Origin of the sequence: Nocardioides sp. LHG3406-4 (assembly GCF_049897745.1) — a bacterium.
Taxonomy (GTDB): domain Bacteria; phylum Actinomycetota; class Actinomycetes; order Propionibacteriales; family Nocardioidaceae; genus Nocardioides.
The window spans coordinates 949,730-969,943 of the sequence record NZ_JAFCWV010000002.1 but is presented as its reverse complement, the minus strand read 5'-3'; the positions used below and the strand labels follow the sequence as shown (position 1 = coordinate 969,943).

The window sequence follows — 20,214 nt, the reverse complement described above, 5'->3', positions numbered from 1 at the left end:
CTGTCAGCCGAAGAGTGTCTCCACCCACGCCCTCGCCCGCTTCGCCGCGGTCGGGGGCGCGGTCATGTCGGGGGTGATCCGCGGGAGCGGAGCGGTCTGCTGGGCGGCGTTGCGGTGCCAGTCGGTCTCGGCCTCGACCAGGGTGCCGAGCTCGGCGCGGTCGAGGAAGACGCCGTGCCCCTCCGGGCACTGGCTGACCTGGGTCGCTCCGACGGGGCGCTCCACCATCTCGGCTCCGCACCGAGGACAGCTCATCGATTCCATGCCCCGACGTTACTCCTGGTGAATACTGCTCCGCGTGATCGACCGACCGACTGGACGCCCGTTCCTCGACGATCCCGGCCCGGTCCTGGCGTTCGCGCACCGCGGCGGCGCCTACCACCCGGAGATCGAGCAGCTCGAGAACACCCTGGCCGCGTTCACCCACGCGGTCGGGCTCGGCTACCGCTACCTCGAGACCGACGTGCACGTGACCAGCGACGGCGTGCTCCTCGCCTTCCACGACACGGTGCTCGACCGGGTGACCGACGCGCGGGGCGTCCTCGCCTCCCTGACGTACGCCGACGTGCGCCGTGCCCAGATCGGTGGGCGCGAGGTGATCCCCACGCTGGCCCAGCTCATGGAGTCGTTCCCCGACGTGCGGTTCAACATCGACCTGAAGGCGGCCGGTGCCGTGCCGGCGCTGGTCGAGCTGATCGACGAGCACGAGGCCTGGGACCGGGTGCTGGTCGGCTCCTTCTCGCGTCGGTCGCTCGCTGAGTTCCGGCGGCTTTCCGGGGGCCGCGTGGCGACCTCCGCGCACCCGCTGGAGGTGGCGGCGTACCTCCTCTCCCCCAGCGCCCGACTGGCCAGGCTGCTCACCCGCGGCCGTCCGAACGCCCTGCAGATCCCGCACCGCCGGGGCCCGCTGCTGGTCGCCACCCGCGGCATCGTCCGCCGCGCGCACGCCGCGGGCCTCCAGGTGCACGTCTGGACCATCGACGACCCCGACGAGATGCGCACCCTGCTGGACCGCGGTGTCGATGGCCTGATGACCGACCGCACCGACATACTCAGGGACGTGCTCCGCAAGTGCGGGCAATGGAGGGAACCCGCATGAGCGACGAGACCCGCAAACCCGCCCACGGTCACGGCATCGCCGACCTCACCCCCCTCCACCGGGCAGCCGAGCAGCGGTCCTGGTACTTCTACGACTGGGCCAACAGCGCCTTCGCCACCACCGTCGCGGGCGTGCTCTTCGGCCCCTACATCAAGGCGATCGCCGAGGAGGCCGCGGTCGACAACCGGATCTCGGTGCTGGGCATCGCGATCGCCCCGGGGGCGTTGCCGCCGTTCATCGTGACCGCGTCCACGATCATCTCGGCGGTCCTGCTGCCGCTCCTCGGTGCGGTGGCCGACCGGACCTCACGGAAGAAGGACCTGCTGGCGGGCTTCGCCTGGGCGGGAGCGCTGGCGACGAGCCTGCTGTTCTTCGTGACCGGCGACAACTGGCAGCTCGGCACGCTGGCGTTCCTGGTGGCGAACCTGTGCTTCGCCGCCTCCGCCGTGTTCAACGACGCCATCCTGCCGCTGATCTCCACCGAGAACGAGCGCGACCGGGTCTCCACCCGGGGCTGGGCCTACGGCTACGCCGGGGGCGGGCTGCTGCTGGCCCTCAACTTCATCCTCGTCACGTTCCACGACACGTTCGGCGTCACCGAGGGCCTGGCCGCACGCATCAGCATGCTGTCGGCCGCCGTCTGGTGGGCCGCCTTCACCTTCATCCCGTTCCGAGGCCTGAAGAACCACCCGCCCCATCATGTGGAGGCCGTGACCGGCGGCGTGGTCTCGCGCAGCTTCGGGCAGCTGGGGGCGACCCTCAAGGACATGCGCAACTACCCGGTCGCGCTCACGTTCCTGGTGGCCTACCTGTTCTTCAACGACGGCATCCAGACCGTCATCTCGCAGGCGTCCATCTACGGCACCGACGAGCTGGGCTTCGAGCTCGGCACCGTGCTGGCGACGTACCTCCTCGTGCAGTTCGTGGCGGTGGGCGGCGCCCTGCTCTTCGGCCGGCTAGCCGGGCGGGTCGGCGCCAAGCGGATGATCGTGGTCGGGCTGGGGATCTGGTGCGCGATCGTGACGGCCGCCCTCGTGCTGCCGGACGGCCAGCTCGTCCCGTTCCTCCTGCTGGGCGTCGCCATCGGGATCGTGCTGGGCGGCACCCAGGCGCTGGCCAGGTCCTACTTCTCGCTGCTGATCCCGCGGGGCAAGGAGGCGGAGTACTTCAGCTTCTACCACGCGATGGACCGCGGTACGTCGTGGTTCGGGACCCTGGTCTTCGGCCTCGTCTACCAGTTCACCGACTCCTACCGGCCGGCGATCTTCGCCCTGATCGTGTTCTTCGTTGTGGGCGGCCTGCTCCTCATGCGTGTCGACACCGAGCGAGGCATCCGGGAGGCCGGGAACGACCTCCCGGCCGTGGTCTGAGCGTGATCTGAGTCCCATCCGGGCGTGACCTCGCGCACGTCGCCGACTCGGCAAATCGGCGGAATCTTGCCCAGCCCACTAACGTTGAAGGCTAAAGGACGGTCGGCGCCGCCACCACGCGGCGTCATGAAACCCCAACTGGGCCGTCCCATTCCCGTACCCGGGAAGCAACTGTCTGGAGGTGGCTCAATGGCGGAGCGCACATTGCGTGGCGCGAGGCTCGGCGGGCAAAGTTTCGAGGACGAGCGCGGGATCGAGTTCGCGGCTCGTCAGCAGGTCGGTTATCGCTGTCAGCTTGGGACACACGTTCGAGATCACGATGTCGGTCGAGGCCGACATCCCCGCGACGTGGGAGTGCCCGCGGTGCGGCGGCGAAGGGCTGAGCGTCGACGGCATCGCCAAGGAGGAGAAGGTCGAGAAGCCGGCGCGAACCCACTGGGACATGCTGCTCGAGCGTCGCTCCGAGAAGGAGCTCGAGGACATCCTCAAGGAGCGTCTGGAGCTGCTGCGTGGCGGCGAGATCGGCCCAGCACACCTGCACCGCGCCAACTCGAAGAAGCGGGTCAAGTCGGCCTGAGACGTGCCGGCCGCGAGGCCCGGTCCCCGAGATCAGACCGCGCGGCTCAGTCGTCCACCACATCGCCCCGGACCACAGGTCCGGGGCCTTGTGCTGTGTGGGGGCGGCCGGCCGGACCCTGAGGGGGTACGCCGGCGGCGAGCAGCCGTCGGGAGAGGGCCGTGGTCAGCATCCGCCGGGCCACCGGCCGGGTGAGCGGCAGGATGAGCAGGATGCCGAGCAGGTCGGTGACGAACCCCGGGCTCAGCATCAGCGCGCCGCCGAAGACGATGAGCGCCCCGTCAGCGAGCTCGCGGGCCGGCATCCGCCCGGACTCGAGCGCCGACCGGAGGGCGCGCCAGGCGCGGGCCCCCTCGCGCCGGATGAGCCAGCCACCCAGCACGCTGTCGGCGATCAGCAGCGCGATCGTCCACCACGCACCGATCACCTGGCCGACCTGGATCAGCACGTAGATCTCCGCCAGCGGCACGACCACGAGGGCGACGAAGAGCATCCACAGCGGGATGCGGCGGCGAGTCACGCTCCCATCATGGTGCACGACGTGAAACGCGGCGACCTCCGAGCCAGCGCCGCAGCTGGGCGCGGCGATCGGTGAGGCCCCAGATCGTGATCTTCCTCAGCGACTCGACCGCGACCTGACCGGTCATCTTGGAGTGGCCGCGCACCCGCTCGACGAAGTCGATGGGCACCTCACGCACCCGAAGCCCGGCGGCCAGCACGCGGTGCGTGAGGTCGGTCTGGAAGACGTAGCCCGTAGACGTCACGCTGTCGAGGTCGACGGCCTCGAGGGCGTGCCGCCGGAAGAGCCGGAACCCGGCGGTGGCGTCCCGCACGGGCATCCCGACCAGCAGGCGGACGTAGAGGTTCCCCGCGCGCGACAGCAGCTCGCGCGAGCGTGGCCAGTTGATGATCGAGCCGCCCGGGACGTAGCGCGAGCCGATGACGAGGTCGGCGTCGGCGAGCGCCTCCACCAGCCGGTGCAGCTGCTCGGGCTGGTGCGAGCCGTCGGCGTCCATCTCCCCGACGACGTCGTAGCCGCCGTCGAGTGCGACCCGGAAGCCGTGGAGGTACGCCGCGCCGAGGCCCGCCTTCTCCCTGCGGTGGACGACGCGGATCGCCGGGTCGTGCGCGGCCAGCGAGTCAGCGATCCTCCCGGTCCCGTCGGGCGAGCCGTCGTCGACCACGATCACGTCGACGTCGGGCTGCGCCGCGCGCAGCCGCCCGATGATCCACTCGAGGTTCTCGGCCTCGTCGTACGTCGGCACCACCATCACGGTGCGGCCCTCGGTCGGCGCGGTCATGCGGGATTCCCGGCCGCGTCTCTGGCGGGTTCCGGGGTCGTGTCCCCCGCCTGCTCGGCGGTCCGGCGAGTGGCGGCGCGCCGCGGTCTGCGGGCGGAGAAGAGCAGCGCGACCAGAGCCAGCGCCAGGCAGACCCGCCCCGGCCACGACCCCATCCGGACGGCGGGGGTGAGCCCGGCGCGGAGGCCGACCTCGCGCACGAGCACCTGCTGGGTGCGGGCTCCCGCGGACTCCAGGACCTGCCCGTCGGGGTCGATGATGCCCGAGACGCCGTTGACGGCGGCTACGGCGACGTACCGCCCCGTCTCCATGGCCCGGAGCCGGGTGATCTCGAACTGCTGCTCGATCTGCGAGGTCCCCATGAAGCTCGCGTTGCTGGTCTGCACCGTGAGCAGCTGGCCGCCCCGGGCCACCTGGTCGTGGATGCCGTCGTCGTAGGCCACGTCGAAGCAGATGGCGTCGGCCACCAGGACGCCGCCGATGCGCAGCGGCTCCCGACGGGTGCCCTGGGCCATGTCGCGCGGGATCAGCCGCAGCTTGCCGAAGTTGCCCTTGAAGACGGTGTCGCGCCACGGGATGTACTCACCGAAGGGCACCGGGTGGCGCTTGGTGTAGCGGTCCCCTCCCCCGGTCGTCGGATCCCACACGATGCCCTGGTTGAGGACCTCGTCCTGGTCCGGGGCGTCGACGATCCCCCCGACCAGCACCGGCACGCCCACGGCTCCGACGGCCTCGAGGATCCCGCGGTTGGCCTCGGGGTCCAAGAAGGGGTCCACCGCGGTGGAGTTCTCCGGCCAGATGACGAAGTCGGGTGCCGCGACCTCGCCGCTGGAAACCCGGTCGGCCAGGGCGACGGTGGCCTCGACCTGGTTACGGGTCACGTCGCGGTGCACGGCGACCAGGTCGTTGCCCGTGCCCGGGAGGTTGCCCTGCACGACCGCCACGGTGGTCCGCCCGGCAGGCTCCGTCGAGTACGTCGCCACCGCGGCCGCTGTGACGGGCACGAGCACGGCCGCGAGAGCCAGCAGAGCGGCTCGTGGCCGCCGCCACCCGCCCAGCACCAGCCAGCCGAGCATCGTGCCGCTGACGGCCAGCAGGAGGCTCACCCCGGAGAAGCCGAGCCAGGGCAGCGCCTCGGCCCACGGCGTACCGGCGACGGCGTAGGACAGCCGTCCCCACGGCATCCCCCCGACGGGCCAGCCCCCGCGGATGGTCTCGACCCCGACCCAGGCGCAGGCCGTCCACAGCGGCCACCAGCGCAGGCGCATCAGCCACGCCAGGGCGGCACCCAGCGGGGCGAAGAAGGCGGTCTCCAGGGCGGCGAGCGACAGCCACGCGTCGGGTCCGACGGAGCGCATCCAGAACATCAGCACGAAGCAGAAGGCGCCGCCGAACAGCAGGGTCGGCAGCCACGCACGCCGGGCCGGCTGACCGTGCACGCAGCACACGAGCACCGCCACCGACAGCGGGATGAGCACGGCGAGCCCGACGGGCTCGAACGCCAGGGCCAGGAGCACGCCGCCGAGCAAGGCGGCGAGACTCCGGAGCAGCACGGGGCAACGCTACCGAAGGAGTGGCTGGCACGCGGCATCCGATGCAGTCGACGGAAGGGGCCCGAACCCTTCGAACCAACCCGGAGCGGACTGGATGCCGGCGCCGCGCTGTTGTCTACGGAGCTGAAGCCCCTTCCGTCGTCGCCCCCGTGGTGCGGGACCGACCTCCGTGAACCGGGTCGGGCGAGCGCTGGCTCCACACCCACCAACACGACCACTCGGTTGTCGGTCCGCAGGCCACGATCTGCACAGGCGGACCCCGGAACCCTCGGTCCTTGAGCCTGGTGCTGTCAACCTCTCGCTGACCTGCACCAACGCGTGTCTGCGCAGGTCAGCGCGCGGGCCGGGCGGACCAATTGCCGGGTCCGGTTTCGACCCTCGCGGCGTGTCCCGCACGACACGCCGACGAGGGTGGTCCAGACACGGTCAGGCCGACACCGCAGGTACGACGACGGTGCCGGTCGCCGACGTCGCCAGCAGCGGCTCGTCGAGCACGCTCGCGGCACCCGGAGCGCCCTCGGTGGCGGCCCCGCGCGCGACGACGTACACGGCGAACTCCATGACCCGGGAGCGGGTGCCGGCCCTGACCAGCTCGCACGTGACCTCGAGGACGTCGCCCGCGATCACCGGTGCGCGGAACTGCACGTCGGAGTACGACGCGAAGAGGCCCTCGTCGCCGTCGGTGCGGATGCACATCTCGGTGGCGACGTCGCCGAAGAGGCCCAGCGAGTAGGCGCCGTCGACGAGGTTGCCGGCGTAGTGGGCGTGGGAGTAGGGCACGTAACGACGGTGGACGACGCGTTCGCCGATTGTTGCGGACATCAGGACACCTTCTTCTCGGGCTGTGTGAGGGTCAACCGGTGCACGAGGTAGGACGCCACCTCGCCGGGCGTCGTACCGCGGCTGAAGACCCGGTCGACGCCGAGCTCGTCGGCCATCGTCTCGTCGAAGCGCGGGCCGCCCACCACCAGCAGCGGCCGGGTGGCCGAGGGGTAGGCCTCGCGGAACGCCGCCGACATCTCCCGGGTGTTGAGCAGGTGGGCGTCGCGCTGGGTCACCACCTGGGAGACGAGTACGGCGTCCGCCTTCTCCTCGCGGGCCGCCTCGACGAGCTGCGGCACGCTCACCTGCGCACCGAGGTTGACGACCTTGAGCTCGCGGTAGTACTCGAGGCCCTTCTCGCCCGCGAAGCCCTTGATGTTGAGGATCGCGTCGATGCCGACGGTGTGGGCATCGGTGCCGATGCAGCCTCCGACGACCACCAGGCGGCGACGCATCGCACGCTTGATGGCGGCATTGGCCTCCTTGGGGGTCAGCAGCGGGTAGTCGCGCTCCATGACCTCGACGACGGAGGTGTCGACCAGGTGGTTGACCCGGCCGTAGACGACGAAGAACGTGAAGTCGTCGCCCATCGGCTTGGCGTGCACGACCAGTGCCGGGTCGATGCCCATCTTCTGGGCCAGCTGGGCGGCCGCGCCCTCGGCCACCTTGGAGTGCCGCATCGGCAGGGTGAACGACACCTGCACCATCCCGTCGCCCGTCGTGTCGCCGTACGGGCGGATGATGTGACCGCTCATCGCTCCTCCAGGATCTCGCTGGCCGGGTTGTAGTAGTCCTTGGCCTTCTTGGCGACGCCGTCGAGGCCGCGGCCCTTGTGGGCGGGGCGCTTCATCAGTCCGAACGTGCCGTCGGCGATGGCGTCGAGCAGGCCGTTCTCGTGCCCCTTGATGTCCTGCAGGAGGCCGATCGACTCCCCCAGCACCTGGCGGGCTCGACGGCCGATGAAGCCCTGGGGGTCCGGGTTGAAGTCCTCGTGCAGGTTGCCCGCGGCGTTCATGACGTAGCGGACGTTCTGCAGGGCCAGGTCCCGGTCGGAGAGCCACGGCGTCACGACCGCCTCGGTCATCATGCCGACGAGGAGGATCCCCTGACCGGTGAGTGCGCCCACGAGGTTGAAGAAGCCGTCGAGCAGGTAGCCGCGGAACACGTCGCCGGTCATGTGCCGGGTCGGCGGCATCCACTTCAGCGGGGCCTTCGGGAAGAGGTCGCGCGCCAGCATCGCGTGCGCGAGCTCGAGGCGGAAGGAGTCGGGCACGTCGGGGTCGATCTCGAACGCGTGGCCGAGGCCGAGCTGCCAGTCCTCGAGGCCGGCCTCCTTGGCGAAGTACTCGTTGAGGAGCTGGCTGGTGGTGACCGTGTGCGCGGCGTCGACAGCGTCGGCGGTGGTGAGGTAGTTGTCCTCGCCGGTGTTGATGATGATGCCGGCGCGAGCGTGGACCTGCCGGCTGAAGCGCTGGTCGACGAACGTGCGGATCGGGTTGATGTCGCGGAAGAGGATGCCGTACATCGAGTCGTTGAGCATCATGTCGAGACGCTGCAGGCCGGCCAGTGCCGCGATCTCCGGCATGCACAGGCCCGAGGCGTAATTGGTGAGCCGCACGTAGCGGCCCAGCTCCTTGCTGGTCTCGTCGAGGGCCGCGCGCATCAGGCGGAAGTTCTCCTGGGTGGCGTAGGTGCCGGCGAAGCCCTCGCGGGTCGCTCCCTCGGGCACGTAGTCGAGCAGGCTCTGGCCGGTGCTGCGGATGACCGCGATGACGTCGGCGCCCGCGCGGGCGGCGGCCTGGGCCTGCGGGATGTCCTCGTAGATGTCGCCCGTCGCGACGATGAGGTAGATCCACGGCGTGCGCGGGGCGTCGCCGATGCGCTTGATGAGACGCTCCCGCTCCGTACGGCGAGCGTCGATCCTGCGAATGCCGGCCCCTACGGACTTGCGGGACGCCGCCCGCGCCCTGGTGGCGTCCTTGCCCTCGGGCAGCCGGAAGCGCACGGACCCGGCGCCGGCCTTCTGGGCCAGCGTCGCCAGGTCGTCGGCCTCGCCGCGGACCAGCGCGTCCCACACCGGCAGCGCGATGCCGTGGGCGAGCCCGCCGTCGTCGTGCAGGTCGGCACGGACCGCGTCGGTGAGCCGGTTGACCCACGGGATGCCGTCGGCGTCGGCACCCTCGAGCCCGGCCAGCCGCAGGGTCGCGCGCTCCACCGAGACGGTCGTGTGCCGCTTGGCGACATTGACGATCGGACGGCCGACGGTGCGGGCGAGCGCGCGTGCCTCGCGCACCTGGGCCGGGTCGAGCTTGAGCTTGCCGCTCACGGGTTCGCCTTCCAGATCGTGGCGCCGGAGGCGAGAGTACGCCGCGCGGCAGGCAGGGGCAGGTCGGGATGCAGCATCGGCCAGCCGTCGGGGCCGAGGCCGCCCGGGACGTCCCACGCGGCCAGGTCGGCGCGCTTGCCGACCTCGATGCTGCCGGACGCGTCGTCGCCGCCGGCGAACCAGCCGCCGGCGGTGTGCGCGGCGAACGCGGTGGTGGTGTCGAGTCGCTGCTGCTCGTCGTGGTGGTAGCACGCGGCGCGCACCGCGGCCCAGGGACCGAGAGACGTGACGGGCGAGTCGGAGCCGAACGAGAGCCGGGTGGCCGCAGCGAGGTCCCGGAGCGGGTTCATGCCGCGCCACCGCTCCCCCAGCCGGTCGGCGTACATGCCGTTCGGACCGCCCCACAGGGCGTCGAACATCGGCTGGACACTGGCGACCACCCCGAGGCGGCCGAGCACCTCGATGACGCGCGCCGAGGGCATCTCGACGTGCTCGAGGCGGTGCCGGTGGCCGACCAGGGTGTCGACGCCGAGGGTGCGGGCGGCCAGCTCGAAGCCGTCGGCGACGGCGTCCATCGCGGCGTCGCCGATGCAGTGGAAGCCGGCCTGCAGCCCGGCCCGGCTGCACTCGACGACGTGGTCGCCGATCTGCTCCGGTGTGAGGTAGCCGTGGCCGCAGTGCGCGTGCGCGTCGTCGTACGGCGAGGTGAGGGCCGCCGTGCGGGAGCCGAGCGCACCGTCGGCGTTGAGGTCGCCGGCGAGCCCGCGTACGCCGAGGGCGCGGGCCTTCTCGACCACGCCCGCCTGGCCCCAGTAGAGCGTGGCGATCAGCCCGCGCTCTGCGGCTGCCTGGCGCACCAGGGCGATCTCGGACTCCGGCCCGATGTGGGGTGCGGCGATCTCGTGGAAGCCCGCGAAGCCGTGCCGCGCCAGCTCACCGCACGCCACGCGGGCCGCGGCCAGGCGCTGCTCGTCGGAGGTGCGCTCGGCGAGTGCATCGCGGACGACATGGTGGGCGTCGCGCTCGACCCGGCCGTCGGGAGCCCAGCCGATGGCCGTCTCGAGGTCGCGGATCGTCGCGGCGAAGGAGTGGGAGACCACTGCGGAGTGACCGTCGATGCGGGCTAGGTAGACCTCGCGACCGGGCACGGCCCGCTCGACCTGGTCGGCCGTGGGCGGCTCGGCGACCGGCCAGCGCGACTCGTCCCAGCCGTTCCCGACGAGCAGGTCCCGGGGATGCGCCGCGGCGTACGACGACAGCAGGTCGAGGGCGTGCTCGCTGCTGGTCGCGACGGAGAGGTCGAGCTGGGTGAGGGCGAAGCCGGTGCGCACCGCGTGGACGTGGGAGTCGACGAACGCCGGCGTGATCAGCGCTCCCTCGACGTCGACGACCTCGTCAGCGCCATCCCAGGCGGCGGGATCGTCGCCCACCCAGGCGATCGTGTCGCCGTCGACGGCCACCGCGGTGGCTCCGGCGCCCAGCACCCGGCCGTTGCGGAGGAGGGTCCTCATGCGTGCCTGCCCTCAAAGAGTGCGCGGACTCCGTCGTGCTCGCGCAGCAGGTCCATGGCGTAGGCGGCGTGCCCGGGCACGTAGCCGTTGCCCACCAGCATGGTGACGTCGGCTGCGACGCCCTCGGCGCCCAGTGCCGCCGCCGAGAACGACGTCGCCATGGAGAAGAAGATGACCGTGCCCCGCTCGGCGGTGGCCAGGATCGCACCGCCCTCGCAGCCGGGGACGTCCACGCAGACGATCGTGACGTGGGCAGGTCCGCCGGCAGCGACCACCGCGTCCCGGAGCGCGACGGGGTCTCGCGCGTCGGCGACCGTGACCACGTCGGCGAGGCCGGCGTCCTCCAACAACGCCGCCTCGCGCTCGTGGGGCACCACGCCGACGGTGCGGGAGGCGCCGGCTTCGCGCGCGGCCGCCAGGCTGAGCGAGCCGGACTTGCCGGCCGCGCCGACGACCGCGACCACCGGGTCGGCGTACTGCTTGACCACGCGGGCCGTCAGCGCCGGCGCACCGCACACGTCCATGACCGAGAGGGCGAGGTCGCGCGGGAGGTCCTCGGGGATGACCGCAGCGATGGACCGGCCGAACAGGACGGCGTACCCGTCGCATGGCACCTGCTCGGAGAGGCCGTCCCAATCGCGCAGACCGTCCTCGATGACGAGCGGCGTGAGGGTCAGCGAGACGAGCGTGGCGACGCGGTCACCCACGGCCAGGCCGAGCGGGGACTCCGGACCGACCTCCTCCACCACTCCCACGAGCATGCCGCCGGAGCCGGTCTCGGGGTTCTGCATCTTGCCGCGCGCCGCGACGATGTCGAGGACGGCGGCGCGGATCGCGTCGCCCTGCCCGGCATGCGTGCGCTCGAGCTGGCGGTACGACGCGGCGTCGAGGTTGAGCTTCTCGACGCGGATCCGGACCTCGTCGGGCCAGAGCTCGCGGCGGGTCTCGAGACGCGCGGCGGCCTGGGGCAGGACGGCGCGGTCGTCGAGCACCCGGTGCAGGCCGGTGGGATCGCTGGCCACGGCTCATCCTCCACTTCCAAGTGACATTCGCAGGAAATACTCCGGTGTGGTGATGTGCATGCCGGAGGATCTGTCGTCTACTCTGGCAGAGCCGTGGTGCACGGCACAAACGCACACGCCGACCACCCACCCGAGTCCCCGGGAGCATCGCATGAGCATCGAGACGGCCGCCCACCCTGTTGATTCCTGGCGGGACTCAGCGCAGCCCTATCCCTACACGCGGGCCGAGCTGGTCGAGCCCGACTGGACCCGCTTCCCCGGCTGGCGCGACGTCACGGCCGAGGAGTGGGCGTCGGTGCAGTGGCAGCGGGCCCACTGCGTCAAGAACGTCAAGCAGCTGCGCGAGCTGCTGGGCGACCTCGTCGACGAGACCTTCTACGCCGACCTGGAGCGCGACCAGGCCGAGCGGGCCACCATGTCCATGCTGGTGCCCCCGCAGATGATGAACACGATGGTCCCGCAGGCTGCACCCGCCGGGCCCGGCTCGCTGACGGACGCGTTCTACGCCGACCCTGTGCGGCACTACATGATCCCTGTGCTCAGCGACCGTCGTACCGACTGGGCGTCGCACCCGCACGCCACCCGCGACTCGCTGCACGAGCACGACATGTGGGTCGCCGAGGGCCTCACGCACCGCTACCCCACCAAGGTGCTCGCCGAGCTGCTGCCGACCTGCCCGCAGTACTGCGGGCACTGCACGCGGATGGACCTCGTCGGCAACTCGACGCCGGTCATCGAGAAGCTGAAGTTCGCCGGCAAGCCCAACGACCGGCTCGGCGACATGATCGACTACCTAAAGCGCACCCCGTCGGTGCGTGACGTCGTGGTCTCCGGCGGTGACGTGGCGAACATGCCGTGGCCCCGGCTGGAGTCGTTCCTCATCTCGCTGCTGGAGGTCGAGAACATCCGCGACATCCGGCTCGCCACCAAGGCCCTGGTCGGCCTGCCGCAGCACTGGCTGCAGCCCGACGTCGTCGAGGGCGTCACCCGGGTGGCGACGCTGGCCCGCTCCCGGGGCGTCTCGCTGGCGATGCACACCCACGCCAACCACGCGAACTCCATCACCCCGCTGGTCGCCGAGGCGAGCAACGCGATGCTGCAGGCCGGCCTGCGCGACGTACGCAACCAGGGCGTGCTTCTCAACGGGGTGAACGCCGACCCGCACGCCCTGCTGGACCTGTGCTTCAACCTGCTCGATGGCGCGCAGATCATGCCGTACTACTTCTACATGTGCGACATGATCCCGTACTCCGAGCACTGGCGGGTCTCGGTCGCCGACGCCCAGCGGCTGCAGCACCACATCATGGGCTACCTGCCGGGCTTCGCGACGCCGCGCATCGTCTGCGACGTGCCGTTCGTCGGCAAGCGCTGGGTGCACCAGCTCACCGACTACGACACCGAGCGCGGCATCTCCTACTGGACCAAGAACTACCGCACGTCCATCGAGGCCGCCGACCCCGAGGCGCTCACCCGCACCTACGAGTACTACGACCCGATCCACACGCTCCCCGAGGCCGGCCAGCGGTGGTGGGCCGAGCACGGCCGCCTCGACGAGTCGGCTCTCAAGGCTGCGGAGGTCGCCGAGGCGTCGCGGCGTACGGCGGCGCTGCAGGCGTACTGAGGGGGCCGTCTGCGGTCACCGGATATCCGGTGACTTCCGGGGTTCGTGCCCATCGCAATGGCCACGAACCCCGGGAGGACCACTCAAAGTTCCGAATCTCCAGAGCCACCCGGCCTATCCACAGGCCGCAGGACGCAGGGTTCGTGGCACCGGGGTCCTGGGCATCGTGCACGTATGAGCCAATCTCAGCCGGTAGATCTCCAAGGGGTCGTCTTCCTCCGTCGTGAGCTCGCCGCGGCGGGATACTCCGACGCCGCCATCGCAGCGAACGTGCGGAGCGGGCTCTGGCACCGCGTGCGGTTCGGGGCGTACGTCGCAGGGGACCTGTGGCGCTCCCTGTCCGTCGCGGACCGCCACCGGGTGCTGTGTCGTGCCGTTCTCCGCACGTCTCATCCGACCGCCGTTCTGAGTCACGTCTCCTCGGTCATCGAGCGGGGCGGACCGGTGTGGGGAGTGCCGTTGACCCACGTGCACACGACTCGGGCCGACGGCAGGGGCGGCCGCCGAGAATCCGGCAAGGCGCCGCACCGTGGTGTGCTGCCGCCCGAACACGTCGAGATCGTGAACGGGGTGCCGGTGACCATCGCGGCGCGGTCCGCCGTGGAGGTGACCACCATGACGGACGTCGAGTCGGCGCTGGTGTCGGTCAACGCCCTGCTGCACGACCGCGCCATGACGCTCGAGGAGTTCTCCGGTCTGGCGCATGACCTTCGCTACTGGCCTCGCAGCCTCTCAACGGACCTTGTCCTCCGCCTCGCGAACCCACTCGTCGAGTCGGCTGGGGAGTCGCGGGTCGACTACATGTGCTTCACCCAGCACCTTCCCCGTCCTTCTGCGCAGGTGGTCATCACCGATGAGCAGGGCCGGGCGTTCGCACGCGTGGACTTCGCTTGGCCGGAGTTCGGTGTCTTCTTGGAGTTCGACGGCAGGGAGAAGTACGCCCGCTTTCGCCGTGCTGGAGAGACCCTGGAGGCGTTCCTCATGCGCGAGAAGAGTCGCGAGGAGCGCATCTGTCAGCTCACCGGCTGGGTCTGCCTCCGGATCGGCTGGGCCGATCTCGACAACCCCTCCCTCATTGCGAGTCGGATCAGGCGAATGCTCGAGTCGCGCCGACCGCTGGGAGCGTGACAGACGCACCTTCGAGGGCGTGTCGTGGGGTTTGTGCCCATCCCTGAGGCCTCGAACCCTTGGAGTCACCGGATATCCGGTGACTCCAAGAGACCACCCTCACCCCACCGGCCGGTTCTCGTACGGCGTGGAGAGCACGATGGTGGTGCGGGTGGAGACGTTCGCGGCGGCGCGGATCCGGGCGAGCAGCTCCTCGAGGTCCAGCGGCGTGCCGACGCGCACCTTGAGGATGTAGGACTCCTCGCCTGCGACCGACCAGCACGACTCGATGCCGGGGAGGTCGCGCAGCCGCTCGGGCGAGTCGTCGGGTTGCGAGGGGTCGATGGGCCGGATCGAGATGAACGCTGTCAGCGACAGGCCGAGCTCGTTGTGGTCGACCAAGGCGGCGTACCCCTTGATGAGGCCGCGCGCCTCGAGCCGCTTCACGCGCTGGTGCACCGCCGAGGTCGAGAGGCCGGTCGCCTTGCCGAGGTCGGTGAACGACATCCGGCCGTCGGCGCCCAGCAGGGTCAGGATGTGGCGATCGGTGGCCTCGACCTCGCTCGTGCTCATCCCGAGAGGGTAGTGGTACGTGGCAGGATCGCGCCGTGACCTCTCCCGCTCCCCGCCTCATGCTGCTCGACACCGCGTCCCTCTACTTCCGGGCCTTCTTCGGCGTGCCCGACACGGTGCGCGCCCCCGACGGCACACCGGTCAACGCGGTGCGTGGGCTGATGGACTTCATCAGCCGGCTCGTCGGCGAGTACCACCCGACCCACCTGGTCTGCTGCTGGGACAACGACTGGCGGCCTCAGTGGCGCGTCGACCTGCTTCCGACGTACAAGGCGCACCGGGTCGAGGCACCCCGGCCCGCGGGCATCCCGGACGTCGAGGTGGTGCCCGACCCGCTCGAGGCCCAGATCCCGATCATTCTCGACGTGCTCGCCGCCTACGGCATCTGCGTCGTGGGCGCCGACCACCACGAGGCCGACGACGTGATCGGCACCCTCGCCACCGACGCAGGCATGCCCGTCGACATCGTCACGGGCGACCGCGACCTCTTCCAGCTCGTCGACGACGAGGCCGAGGTGCGCGTGCTCTACATCGCGCGCGGCGTCGGCCGCCACGAGAAGGTCACCAACCAGGTCGTGCGCGAGAAGTACGCCGTCGATGCCAACCAGTACGCCGACTTCGCCACGCTGCGCGGCGACAGCTCCGACGGCCTCCCGGGCGTGGCGGGGGTCGGCGACAAGACGGCCGCCACCCTGCTCGGCCGCTTCCACGACGTGCCCGGCGTGCTCGCGGCCGCCGAGGACCCCGACTCCGACCTGGCGCCCGGCCCGCGGGGCAAGATCAGGGCCGCGGCCGACTACCTCGCCGTGGCTCCGCAGGTGGTGGCCGTGGTTCGCGACCTCGACCTCGGCGAGTACGACGCCAGGCTGCCGCGCACGCCGCGGGACCCCGACCAGGTGGTCGCGCTCGACCAGCGCTGGGACCTCGGCGGCTCCGCGGTGCGGCTGGTGCAGGCGCTGCAGGGCCCTGACGAGGAGTAGTCGCGCGGCCTACGCTGGGCTCATGAGCCGCATCGCGATCGTCGGCGGCCACGGACAGGTGGCCCGTCATCTCCTCCCGCTGCTCGGCGCCCTGGGCCACCAGCCGCTCGCGCTGGTCCGCCGCGACGAGTACCGCGCCGAGCTCGAGGCCGTGGGCGCGGCGGTCGGGTTGCTCGACATCGAGCAGGCCGACGCCTCGGCGTTCGCCCACGCCTTCGAGGGCTGCCACGCGGTGGTGTTCGCGGCCGGTGGCGGCCCCGACGGCAACATCGACCGCAAGCGCACCGTCGACCTCGAGGGGGCGCTCAAGACCATCGACGGCGCACGACGGGCCGGGATCTCGCGCGTCGTTCAGATCTCGGCCATCGGCGTCGACGAGCCCGTGCGCGACGATGCGGAGCCGGTCTGGAAGGCGTACATCGAGGCCAAGCGCGACGCCGATGTCGCCCTGCGCGGCAGCGGGCTCGACTGGACCATCCTGCGGCCCGGACGACTCACGGACGACCAGCCCACGGGCCGGGTCGACCTTCGACCTTCGATCGCTCGCCGGGAGATCCCTCGCGCCGACGTGGCCGCCGTCGTGGCCGCCGTCCTCGACACCGGTGCCGGCATCGGCGCCCAGCTGGACCTGGTCAGCGGCGACACCCCGGTGGACCAGGCGGTGGCGGTCCTCAGTCGGTGAGCGACGAGTAGGCCACGATCCCGCGCCGCAGCCGGCGTACGGCGTCCCGGGCGACCCCTCGCAGGGGCGAGTCGCCTGCCGCGTCGGCCACCTGGCCGGTGAGGTCGAGCAGCTGCTTCATCCAGCGCACGAAGTCGCCGGCGGCCAGCGACGTGCCTCCGAGGACGTCGTCCAGCTCGTCGCCCTCCGCCCACCGGTAGGCCGCCCAGGCGAATCCCAGGTCGGGCTCGCGCAGGAAGTCGAGCTTGTGCTCCCGCTCGAGGGCGTCCAGGTCTGCCCACAGCCGCACCATCTCGCCGATGACGTCCTTCACCGGCCCGCCCGGCAGCCGCGGCGACGACGCGTCGTCGGCGCGCCTGGCCTCGAAGACCAGCACCGAGAGCACGGCCGCCAGCTCCGAGGGGCTCAGGTCGTCCCACAGCCCGTGGCGCAGGGACTCCGCCGCCACCAGGTCCATGTCGGTGTAGATGCGCATCAGGTGGCGACCGCGGTCGGTCACCTCGTCAGCGTCGAGGTAGTCGAGCGTCGTCAGCACCGCGCAGACCCGATCGAAGGTGCGGGCCACGGTGTTGGTGCGCTGCTCCACCCGCCGCTTGAGCGTCTGGGCGTCGCGGTCGAGCTTGAACCACCGCTCCGCCCACCGGGCGTGGTCCTCCCGCTCGGGGCACTGGTGGCAGAGGTGCTCCTTGAGCTGCCTGCGCAGCGCCGCGATCTCGCGCTCGGTCGCCTCGTCGACCGGGGAGTCGTGCCGGCTCGCGCGCTGGCGCGACGGGGGCGTCAGGTCGTGGGTGCGGCTGCGCAGCGCGGCGGAGAGGTCGCGACGCATCTGCGGGTTGCGGCCGTTGAACGACTTGGGGACCTTCAGCCGCGCGAGCGACTCCACGGGCACCGGGAAGTCGATCATCGCGAGCCGCCTCGCCTGCCGGTCCATGGTCACGACGTACGGGCGCGGGTCGCCGTCGCCTGCTGTGCCGGGCTCGACGACGACGGCGAAGCCGGCGAACTTCCCCGCCGGCACCTCGATGATGTCCCCCGGCCGCAGCCGGCCCAGTGAGGCGGCTGCCTCGTCACGCCGGTCGGTGCGCCGGGAGCGGGCGGCGCCCTTCTCGACGTCGGTGATGCGTCGGCGCAGCGCGGCGTACTCCATGAAGTCGCCGAGGTGGCAGGTCGCTGCCTCGGCGTACCCGTCGAGGGCGTCCTCGCTCTTGCGCAGCTGCCGGGCGAGGCCGACGACGGCCTTGTCGGCCTGGAACTGCGCGAAGGACTGCTCCAGGGTGGCCCGGGCCCGCTCACGGCCGAACTGGTTCACCAGGTTGACCGCCATGTTGTACGACGGCCGGAACGACGACCGCAGCGGATAGGTCCGCGTAGACGCCAGCCCGGCCACCTCGCGAGGATTCATCCCCGGCTGCCAGAGGACGACGCCGTGGCCCTCGACGTCCAGCCCACGCCGGCCGGCCCGGCCGGTCAGCTGGGTGTACTCGCCGGGGGTGATGTCGGCGTGCGTCTCGCCGTTCCACTTCGACAGCTTCTCGATGACGACCGTGCGGGCGGGCATGTTAATCCCGAGGGCCAGGGTCTCGGTGGCGAAGACGACCTTGCAGAGGCCGCGCACGTAGAGCTCCTCCACGCACTGCTTGAACGCCGGCAGCATGCCCGCATGGTGCGCGGCCACGCCTCGGGTCAGGCCGTCCAGGAACTCGTGGTAGCCGAGCACGTGGAGGTCGTCGTCGTCGAGGTGGCGGCAGCGCTCCTCGACGTACGCGTGGATCGTGTCGCGCTCCTCGGGCGAGGTCAGCCGGACGTTGGCGCTGAGGCACTGGGTCACGGCCGCGTCGCAGCCGACCCGGCTGAAGATGAACACGATCGCGGGCAGCAGCCGCTCGCGGTCGAGGCGGTCGATGACGTCGACGCGGCTCGGGATCCACACGCGTCGGCCGTTGCCCACCTGCTTGCCTCGGCCGGGTCGCTTGTCGCGAGGGGATCGGCGGTCCTTCATGCGGGTGCTGGCCCAGTCGTCACGGGCGATGCGCATCAGCTCGTTGTTGACGGGCGCCCCCTCCTTGACGAACCCGGCGGAGGCGTCGACGTCGGAGGACGCGAAGAGGTCGAGCAGCCGTCGGCCGACCATCACGTGCTGGAACAGCGGCACCGGCCGCTTCTCCTCGACGATCGTCGTGGTGTCGCCGCGGACCGTCTCCAGCCACTCGCCGAACTCCTCGGCGTTGGACACCGTCGCCGACAGCGACACCACGCTCACCGACTCGGGCAGGTGGATGATCACCTCCTCCCACACGGCGCCCCGCATGCGGTCGGCGAGGTAGTGCACCTCGTCCATCACCACGAAGCCGAGCCCCAGCAGCGTCTGGGAGCCGGCGTACAGCATGTTCCGCAGCACCTCGGTGGTCATCACCACGACCGGGGCCTCGCCGTTGACGGTGTTGTCGCCGGTCAGCAGCCCGACCTGGTCGGCGCCGTAGCGTGCGACGAGGTCGTTGTACTTCTGGTTCGACAGCGCCTTGATCGGCGTCGTGTAGAAGCACTTGCGGCCGGTCGCCAGCGCCAGGTGCACGGCGAACTCGCCGACCACTGTCTTCCCGGAGCCGGTCGGCGCTGCCACGAGCACTCCCCTGCCGTCCTCGATCTCGCGGCAGGCCCGCAGCTGGAAGTCGTCCAGCGGGAAGGCGTACTGGCCCACGAAGTCGGTCAGGACGGGGTGCCTGCGATCACGCTGGAACGCCGCGTACTTCTCCGCTGGCCCCCGCTGGCTCTCATCACGTTCGCTCATGCAAGCACCCTCAACGCGCCGGGGGCGCTCTCGATCGTCAATGGCAGGGCGCCGAACCGCTCCCCGTCGGCGTAGGACATGATGCCCGGCGCCGCCACGCTGACCGTGCGGACCCGGTGGTGCTCGTACTGGGGAAGGGTGACGTGGGTCCCCTTGAAGAGCTTCGGGTAGGCGCGCACCAGCCCCACCTTGCTCAGCCTCCCGACGATCACGACATCGAGCAGCCCGTCGTCGAGGACCGCGCCCTCCGCCATGCGCAGTCCCCCGCCGTACGACGGCCCGTTGCCCACGGCGACCAGCACCGCCTCCCGGTGGACGACCTCGCCGTCGAGCTCGAGCGTGTAGGGCAGGGCGGCGAAGGTGCGCAGCTCCGCCAGCGTGGCCAGGTTGTAGCGCATCTGGCCACGCGGCCAGGTCATCTTGTTGGCCCGCTCGTTCACCACCGCGTCGAAGCCGGCGGCCAGCACCGTGACGAAGTACTTCGAGCCACAGCGCGCCAGGTCGACGGTGCGGGTGCGGGAGGCGATGACCACGTCGGCGGCGGCCACCGGGTCGCGCCGAGGAAGGTCGAGGCACCGGGCGACGTCGTTGCCGGTGCCGGCCGGGATGATGCCCAGCGGGACCCCGGTGCCGGCCACGGCCTGCACGCCCAGGTGCACCAGGCCGTCGCCGCCGCACAGGACCAGGGCCTCGACGCCGTCGCGGACGCAGTAGCGGGCCAGGTCCAGGGCCTCGTCGGCGTCGGCACCCTGCAGGCTGCGGACGGCGAACCCGGCGTCCCGCAGCCGGGCGAGTGCTGCGTCGCGGATGCGCTGGGCGCTGCCGCTGCCGGCCGACGGGTTGGTGAGGAGCGCGATCTCGCGCGGGGTGCCGGCCACGTCC

At 71.3% G+C, this 20,214-nt stretch carries 18 protein-coding genes and 1 pseudogene; 7 read left to right on the top strand and 12 right to left on the bottom strand.

What is annotated here, in order from left to right; all coding sequences use genetic code 11:
• Window positions 1-3: 3 nt before the first annotated feature.
• Complete coding sequence (locus tag ACP7BP_RS10765; RefSeq protein WP_426244791.1) at window positions 4-255, bottom strand: zf-TFIIB domain-containing protein; 252 nt, start codon at window positions 253-255, stop codon at window positions 4-6.
• Between the two features lie 43 nt (window positions 256-298).
• Here ACP7BP_RS10765 and ACP7BP_RS10760 point away from each other — a divergent pair, with 43 nt between their 5' ends.
• From ACP7BP_RS10760 to ACP7BP_RS10750, 3 genes and pseudogenes are all read left to right on the top strand, one after another.
• Window positions 299-1,099: a glycerophosphodiester phosphodiesterase gene (locus tag ACP7BP_RS10760; protein ID WP_426244591.1), complete on the top strand. Its 801-nt coding sequence runs from the start codon at window positions 299-301 to the stop codon at window positions 1,097-1,099.
• Window positions 1,096-2,469, top strand: coding sequence for an MFS transporter (locus ACP7BP_RS10755; protein WP_426244590.1), 1,374 nt, complete (start codon window positions 1,096-1,098; stop codon window positions 2,467-2,469). The genes ACP7BP_RS10760 and ACP7BP_RS10755 overlap by 4 nt, the downstream gene beginning before the upstream one ends.
• Window positions 2,470-2,658: 189 nt before the next feature.
• Window positions 2,659-3,046 (top strand): annotated as a pseudogene (locus ACP7BP_RS10750) (RNA polymerase-binding protein RbpA).
• A gap of 46 nt (window positions 3,047-3,092) precedes the next feature.
• Here the strand turns inward: ACP7BP_RS10750 and ACP7BP_RS10745 are convergent.
• The 8 genes from ACP7BP_RS10745 to ACP7BP_RS10710 all read right to left on the bottom strand — a co-directional run bounded on the left by ACP7BP_RS10745 (window position 3,093) and on the right by ACP7BP_RS10710 (window position 11,581).
• Window positions 3,093-3,566, bottom strand: a complete 474-nt coding sequence (locus tag ACP7BP_RS10745) for an FxsA family protein (protein ID WP_426244589.1) — start codon at window positions 3,564-3,566, stop codon at window positions 3,093-3,095.
• 7 nt (window positions 3,567-3,573) lie between these two features.
• Window positions 3,574-4,347 (bottom strand): polyprenol monophosphomannose synthase, encoded by a 774-nt coding sequence (locus tag ACP7BP_RS10740; RefSeq protein WP_426244588.1) that lies wholly within the window; start codon window positions 4,345-4,347, stop codon window positions 3,574-3,576.
• On the bottom strand, window positions 4,344-5,900 hold the full coding sequence (lnt, locus tag ACP7BP_RS10735; protein ID WP_426244587.1) for an apolipoprotein N-acyltransferase: 1,557 nt from the start codon (window positions 5,898-5,900) through the stop codon (window positions 4,344-4,346). The genes ACP7BP_RS10740 and lnt overlap by 4 nt, the downstream gene beginning before the upstream one ends.
• A 426-nt stretch (window positions 5,901-6,326) precedes the next feature.
• Window positions 6,327-6,722 (bottom strand): hotdog domain-containing protein, encoded by a 396-nt coding sequence (locus tag ACP7BP_RS10730; protein WP_426244586.1) that lies wholly within the window; start codon window positions 6,720-6,722, stop codon window positions 6,327-6,329.
• Window positions 6,722-7,477 (bottom strand): OAM dimerization domain-containing protein, encoded by a 756-nt coding sequence (locus tag ACP7BP_RS10725; RefSeq protein ID WP_426244585.1) that lies wholly within the window; start codon window positions 7,475-7,477, stop codon window positions 6,722-6,724. Before ACP7BP_RS10725 ends, ACP7BP_RS10730 begins: the two co-directional genes overlap by 1 nt.
• On the bottom strand, window positions 7,474-9,048 hold the full coding sequence (locus ACP7BP_RS10720; protein WP_426244584.1) for a lysine 5,6-aminomutase subunit alpha: 1,575 nt from the start codon (window positions 9,046-9,048) through the stop codon (window positions 7,474-7,476). Before ACP7BP_RS10720 ends, ACP7BP_RS10725 begins: the two co-directional genes overlap by 4 nt.
• Window positions 9,045-10,559 carry an amidohydrolase gene (locus ACP7BP_RS10715; RefSeq protein ID WP_426244583.1) on the bottom strand — a complete coding sequence of 505 codons (1,515 nt, stop codon included), beginning with the start codon at window positions 10,557-10,559 and terminating at the stop codon, window positions 9,045-9,047. Before ACP7BP_RS10715 ends, ACP7BP_RS10720 begins: the two co-directional genes overlap by 4 nt.
• On the bottom strand, window positions 10,556-11,581 hold the full coding sequence (locus ACP7BP_RS10710) for an L-erythro-3,5-diaminohexanoate dehydrogenase (RefSeq protein WP_426244582.1): 1,026 nt from the start codon (window positions 11,579-11,581) through the stop codon (window positions 10,556-10,558). The genes ACP7BP_RS10715 and ACP7BP_RS10710 overlap by 4 nt, the downstream gene beginning before the upstream one ends.
• 151 nt (window positions 11,582-11,732) lie before the next feature.
• Between ACP7BP_RS10710 and ACP7BP_RS10705 the strand changes: the two genes are divergently transcribed.
• Together ACP7BP_RS10705 and ACP7BP_RS10700 are read left to right on the top strand one after the other, a co-directional pair.
• Window positions 11,733-13,202: a KamA family radical SAM protein gene (locus ACP7BP_RS10705; RefSeq protein ID WP_426244581.1), complete on the top strand. Its 1,470-nt coding sequence runs from the start codon at window positions 11,733-11,735 to the stop codon at window positions 13,200-13,202.
• Between the two features lie 174 nt (window positions 13,203-13,376).
• Window positions 13,377-14,330: a type IV toxin-antitoxin system AbiEi family antitoxin domain-containing protein gene (locus ACP7BP_RS10700; protein WP_426244580.1), complete on the top strand. Its 954-nt coding sequence runs from the start codon at window positions 13,377-13,379 to the stop codon at window positions 14,328-14,330.
• Between the two features lie 99 nt (window positions 14,331-14,429).
• Here the strand turns inward: ACP7BP_RS10700 and ACP7BP_RS10695 are convergent, their stop codons facing one another.
• Window positions 14,430-14,882: an Lrp/AsnC family transcriptional regulator gene (locus tag ACP7BP_RS10695; protein ID WP_426244579.1), complete on the bottom strand. Its 453-nt coding sequence runs from the start codon at window positions 14,880-14,882 to the stop codon at window positions 14,430-14,432.
• Between the two features lie 35 nt (window positions 14,883-14,917).
• Between ACP7BP_RS10695 and ACP7BP_RS10690 the strand changes: the two genes are divergently transcribed.
• Both ACP7BP_RS10690 and ACP7BP_RS10685 read left to right on the top strand, forming a co-directional pair.
• Window positions 14,918-15,862, top strand: coding sequence for a 5'-3' exonuclease (locus ACP7BP_RS10690; protein ID WP_426244578.1), 945 nt, complete (start codon window positions 14,918-14,920; stop codon window positions 15,860-15,862).
• Window positions 15,863-15,884: 22 nt separating this feature from the next.
• Window positions 15,885-16,544, top strand: coding sequence for an SDR family oxidoreductase (locus ACP7BP_RS10685; RefSeq protein ID WP_426244577.1), 660 nt, complete (start codon window positions 15,885-15,887; stop codon window positions 16,542-16,544).
• Here ACP7BP_RS10685 and ACP7BP_RS10680 read toward each other — a convergent pair.
• Complete coding sequence (locus tag ACP7BP_RS10680; RefSeq protein WP_426244576.1) at window positions 16,534-19,332, bottom strand: DEAD/DEAH box helicase; 2,799 nt, start codon at window positions 19,330-19,332, stop codon at window positions 16,534-16,536. The genes ACP7BP_RS10685 and ACP7BP_RS10680 overlap by 11 nt on opposite strands.
• Window positions 19,329-20,210: a diacylglycerol kinase gene (locus tag ACP7BP_RS10675; protein ID WP_426244575.1), complete on the bottom strand. Its 882-nt coding sequence runs from the start codon at window positions 20,208-20,210 to the stop codon at window positions 19,329-19,331. The genes ACP7BP_RS10680 and ACP7BP_RS10675 overlap by 4 nt, the downstream gene beginning before the upstream one ends.
• Window positions 20,211-20,214: the final 4 nt, after the last annotated feature.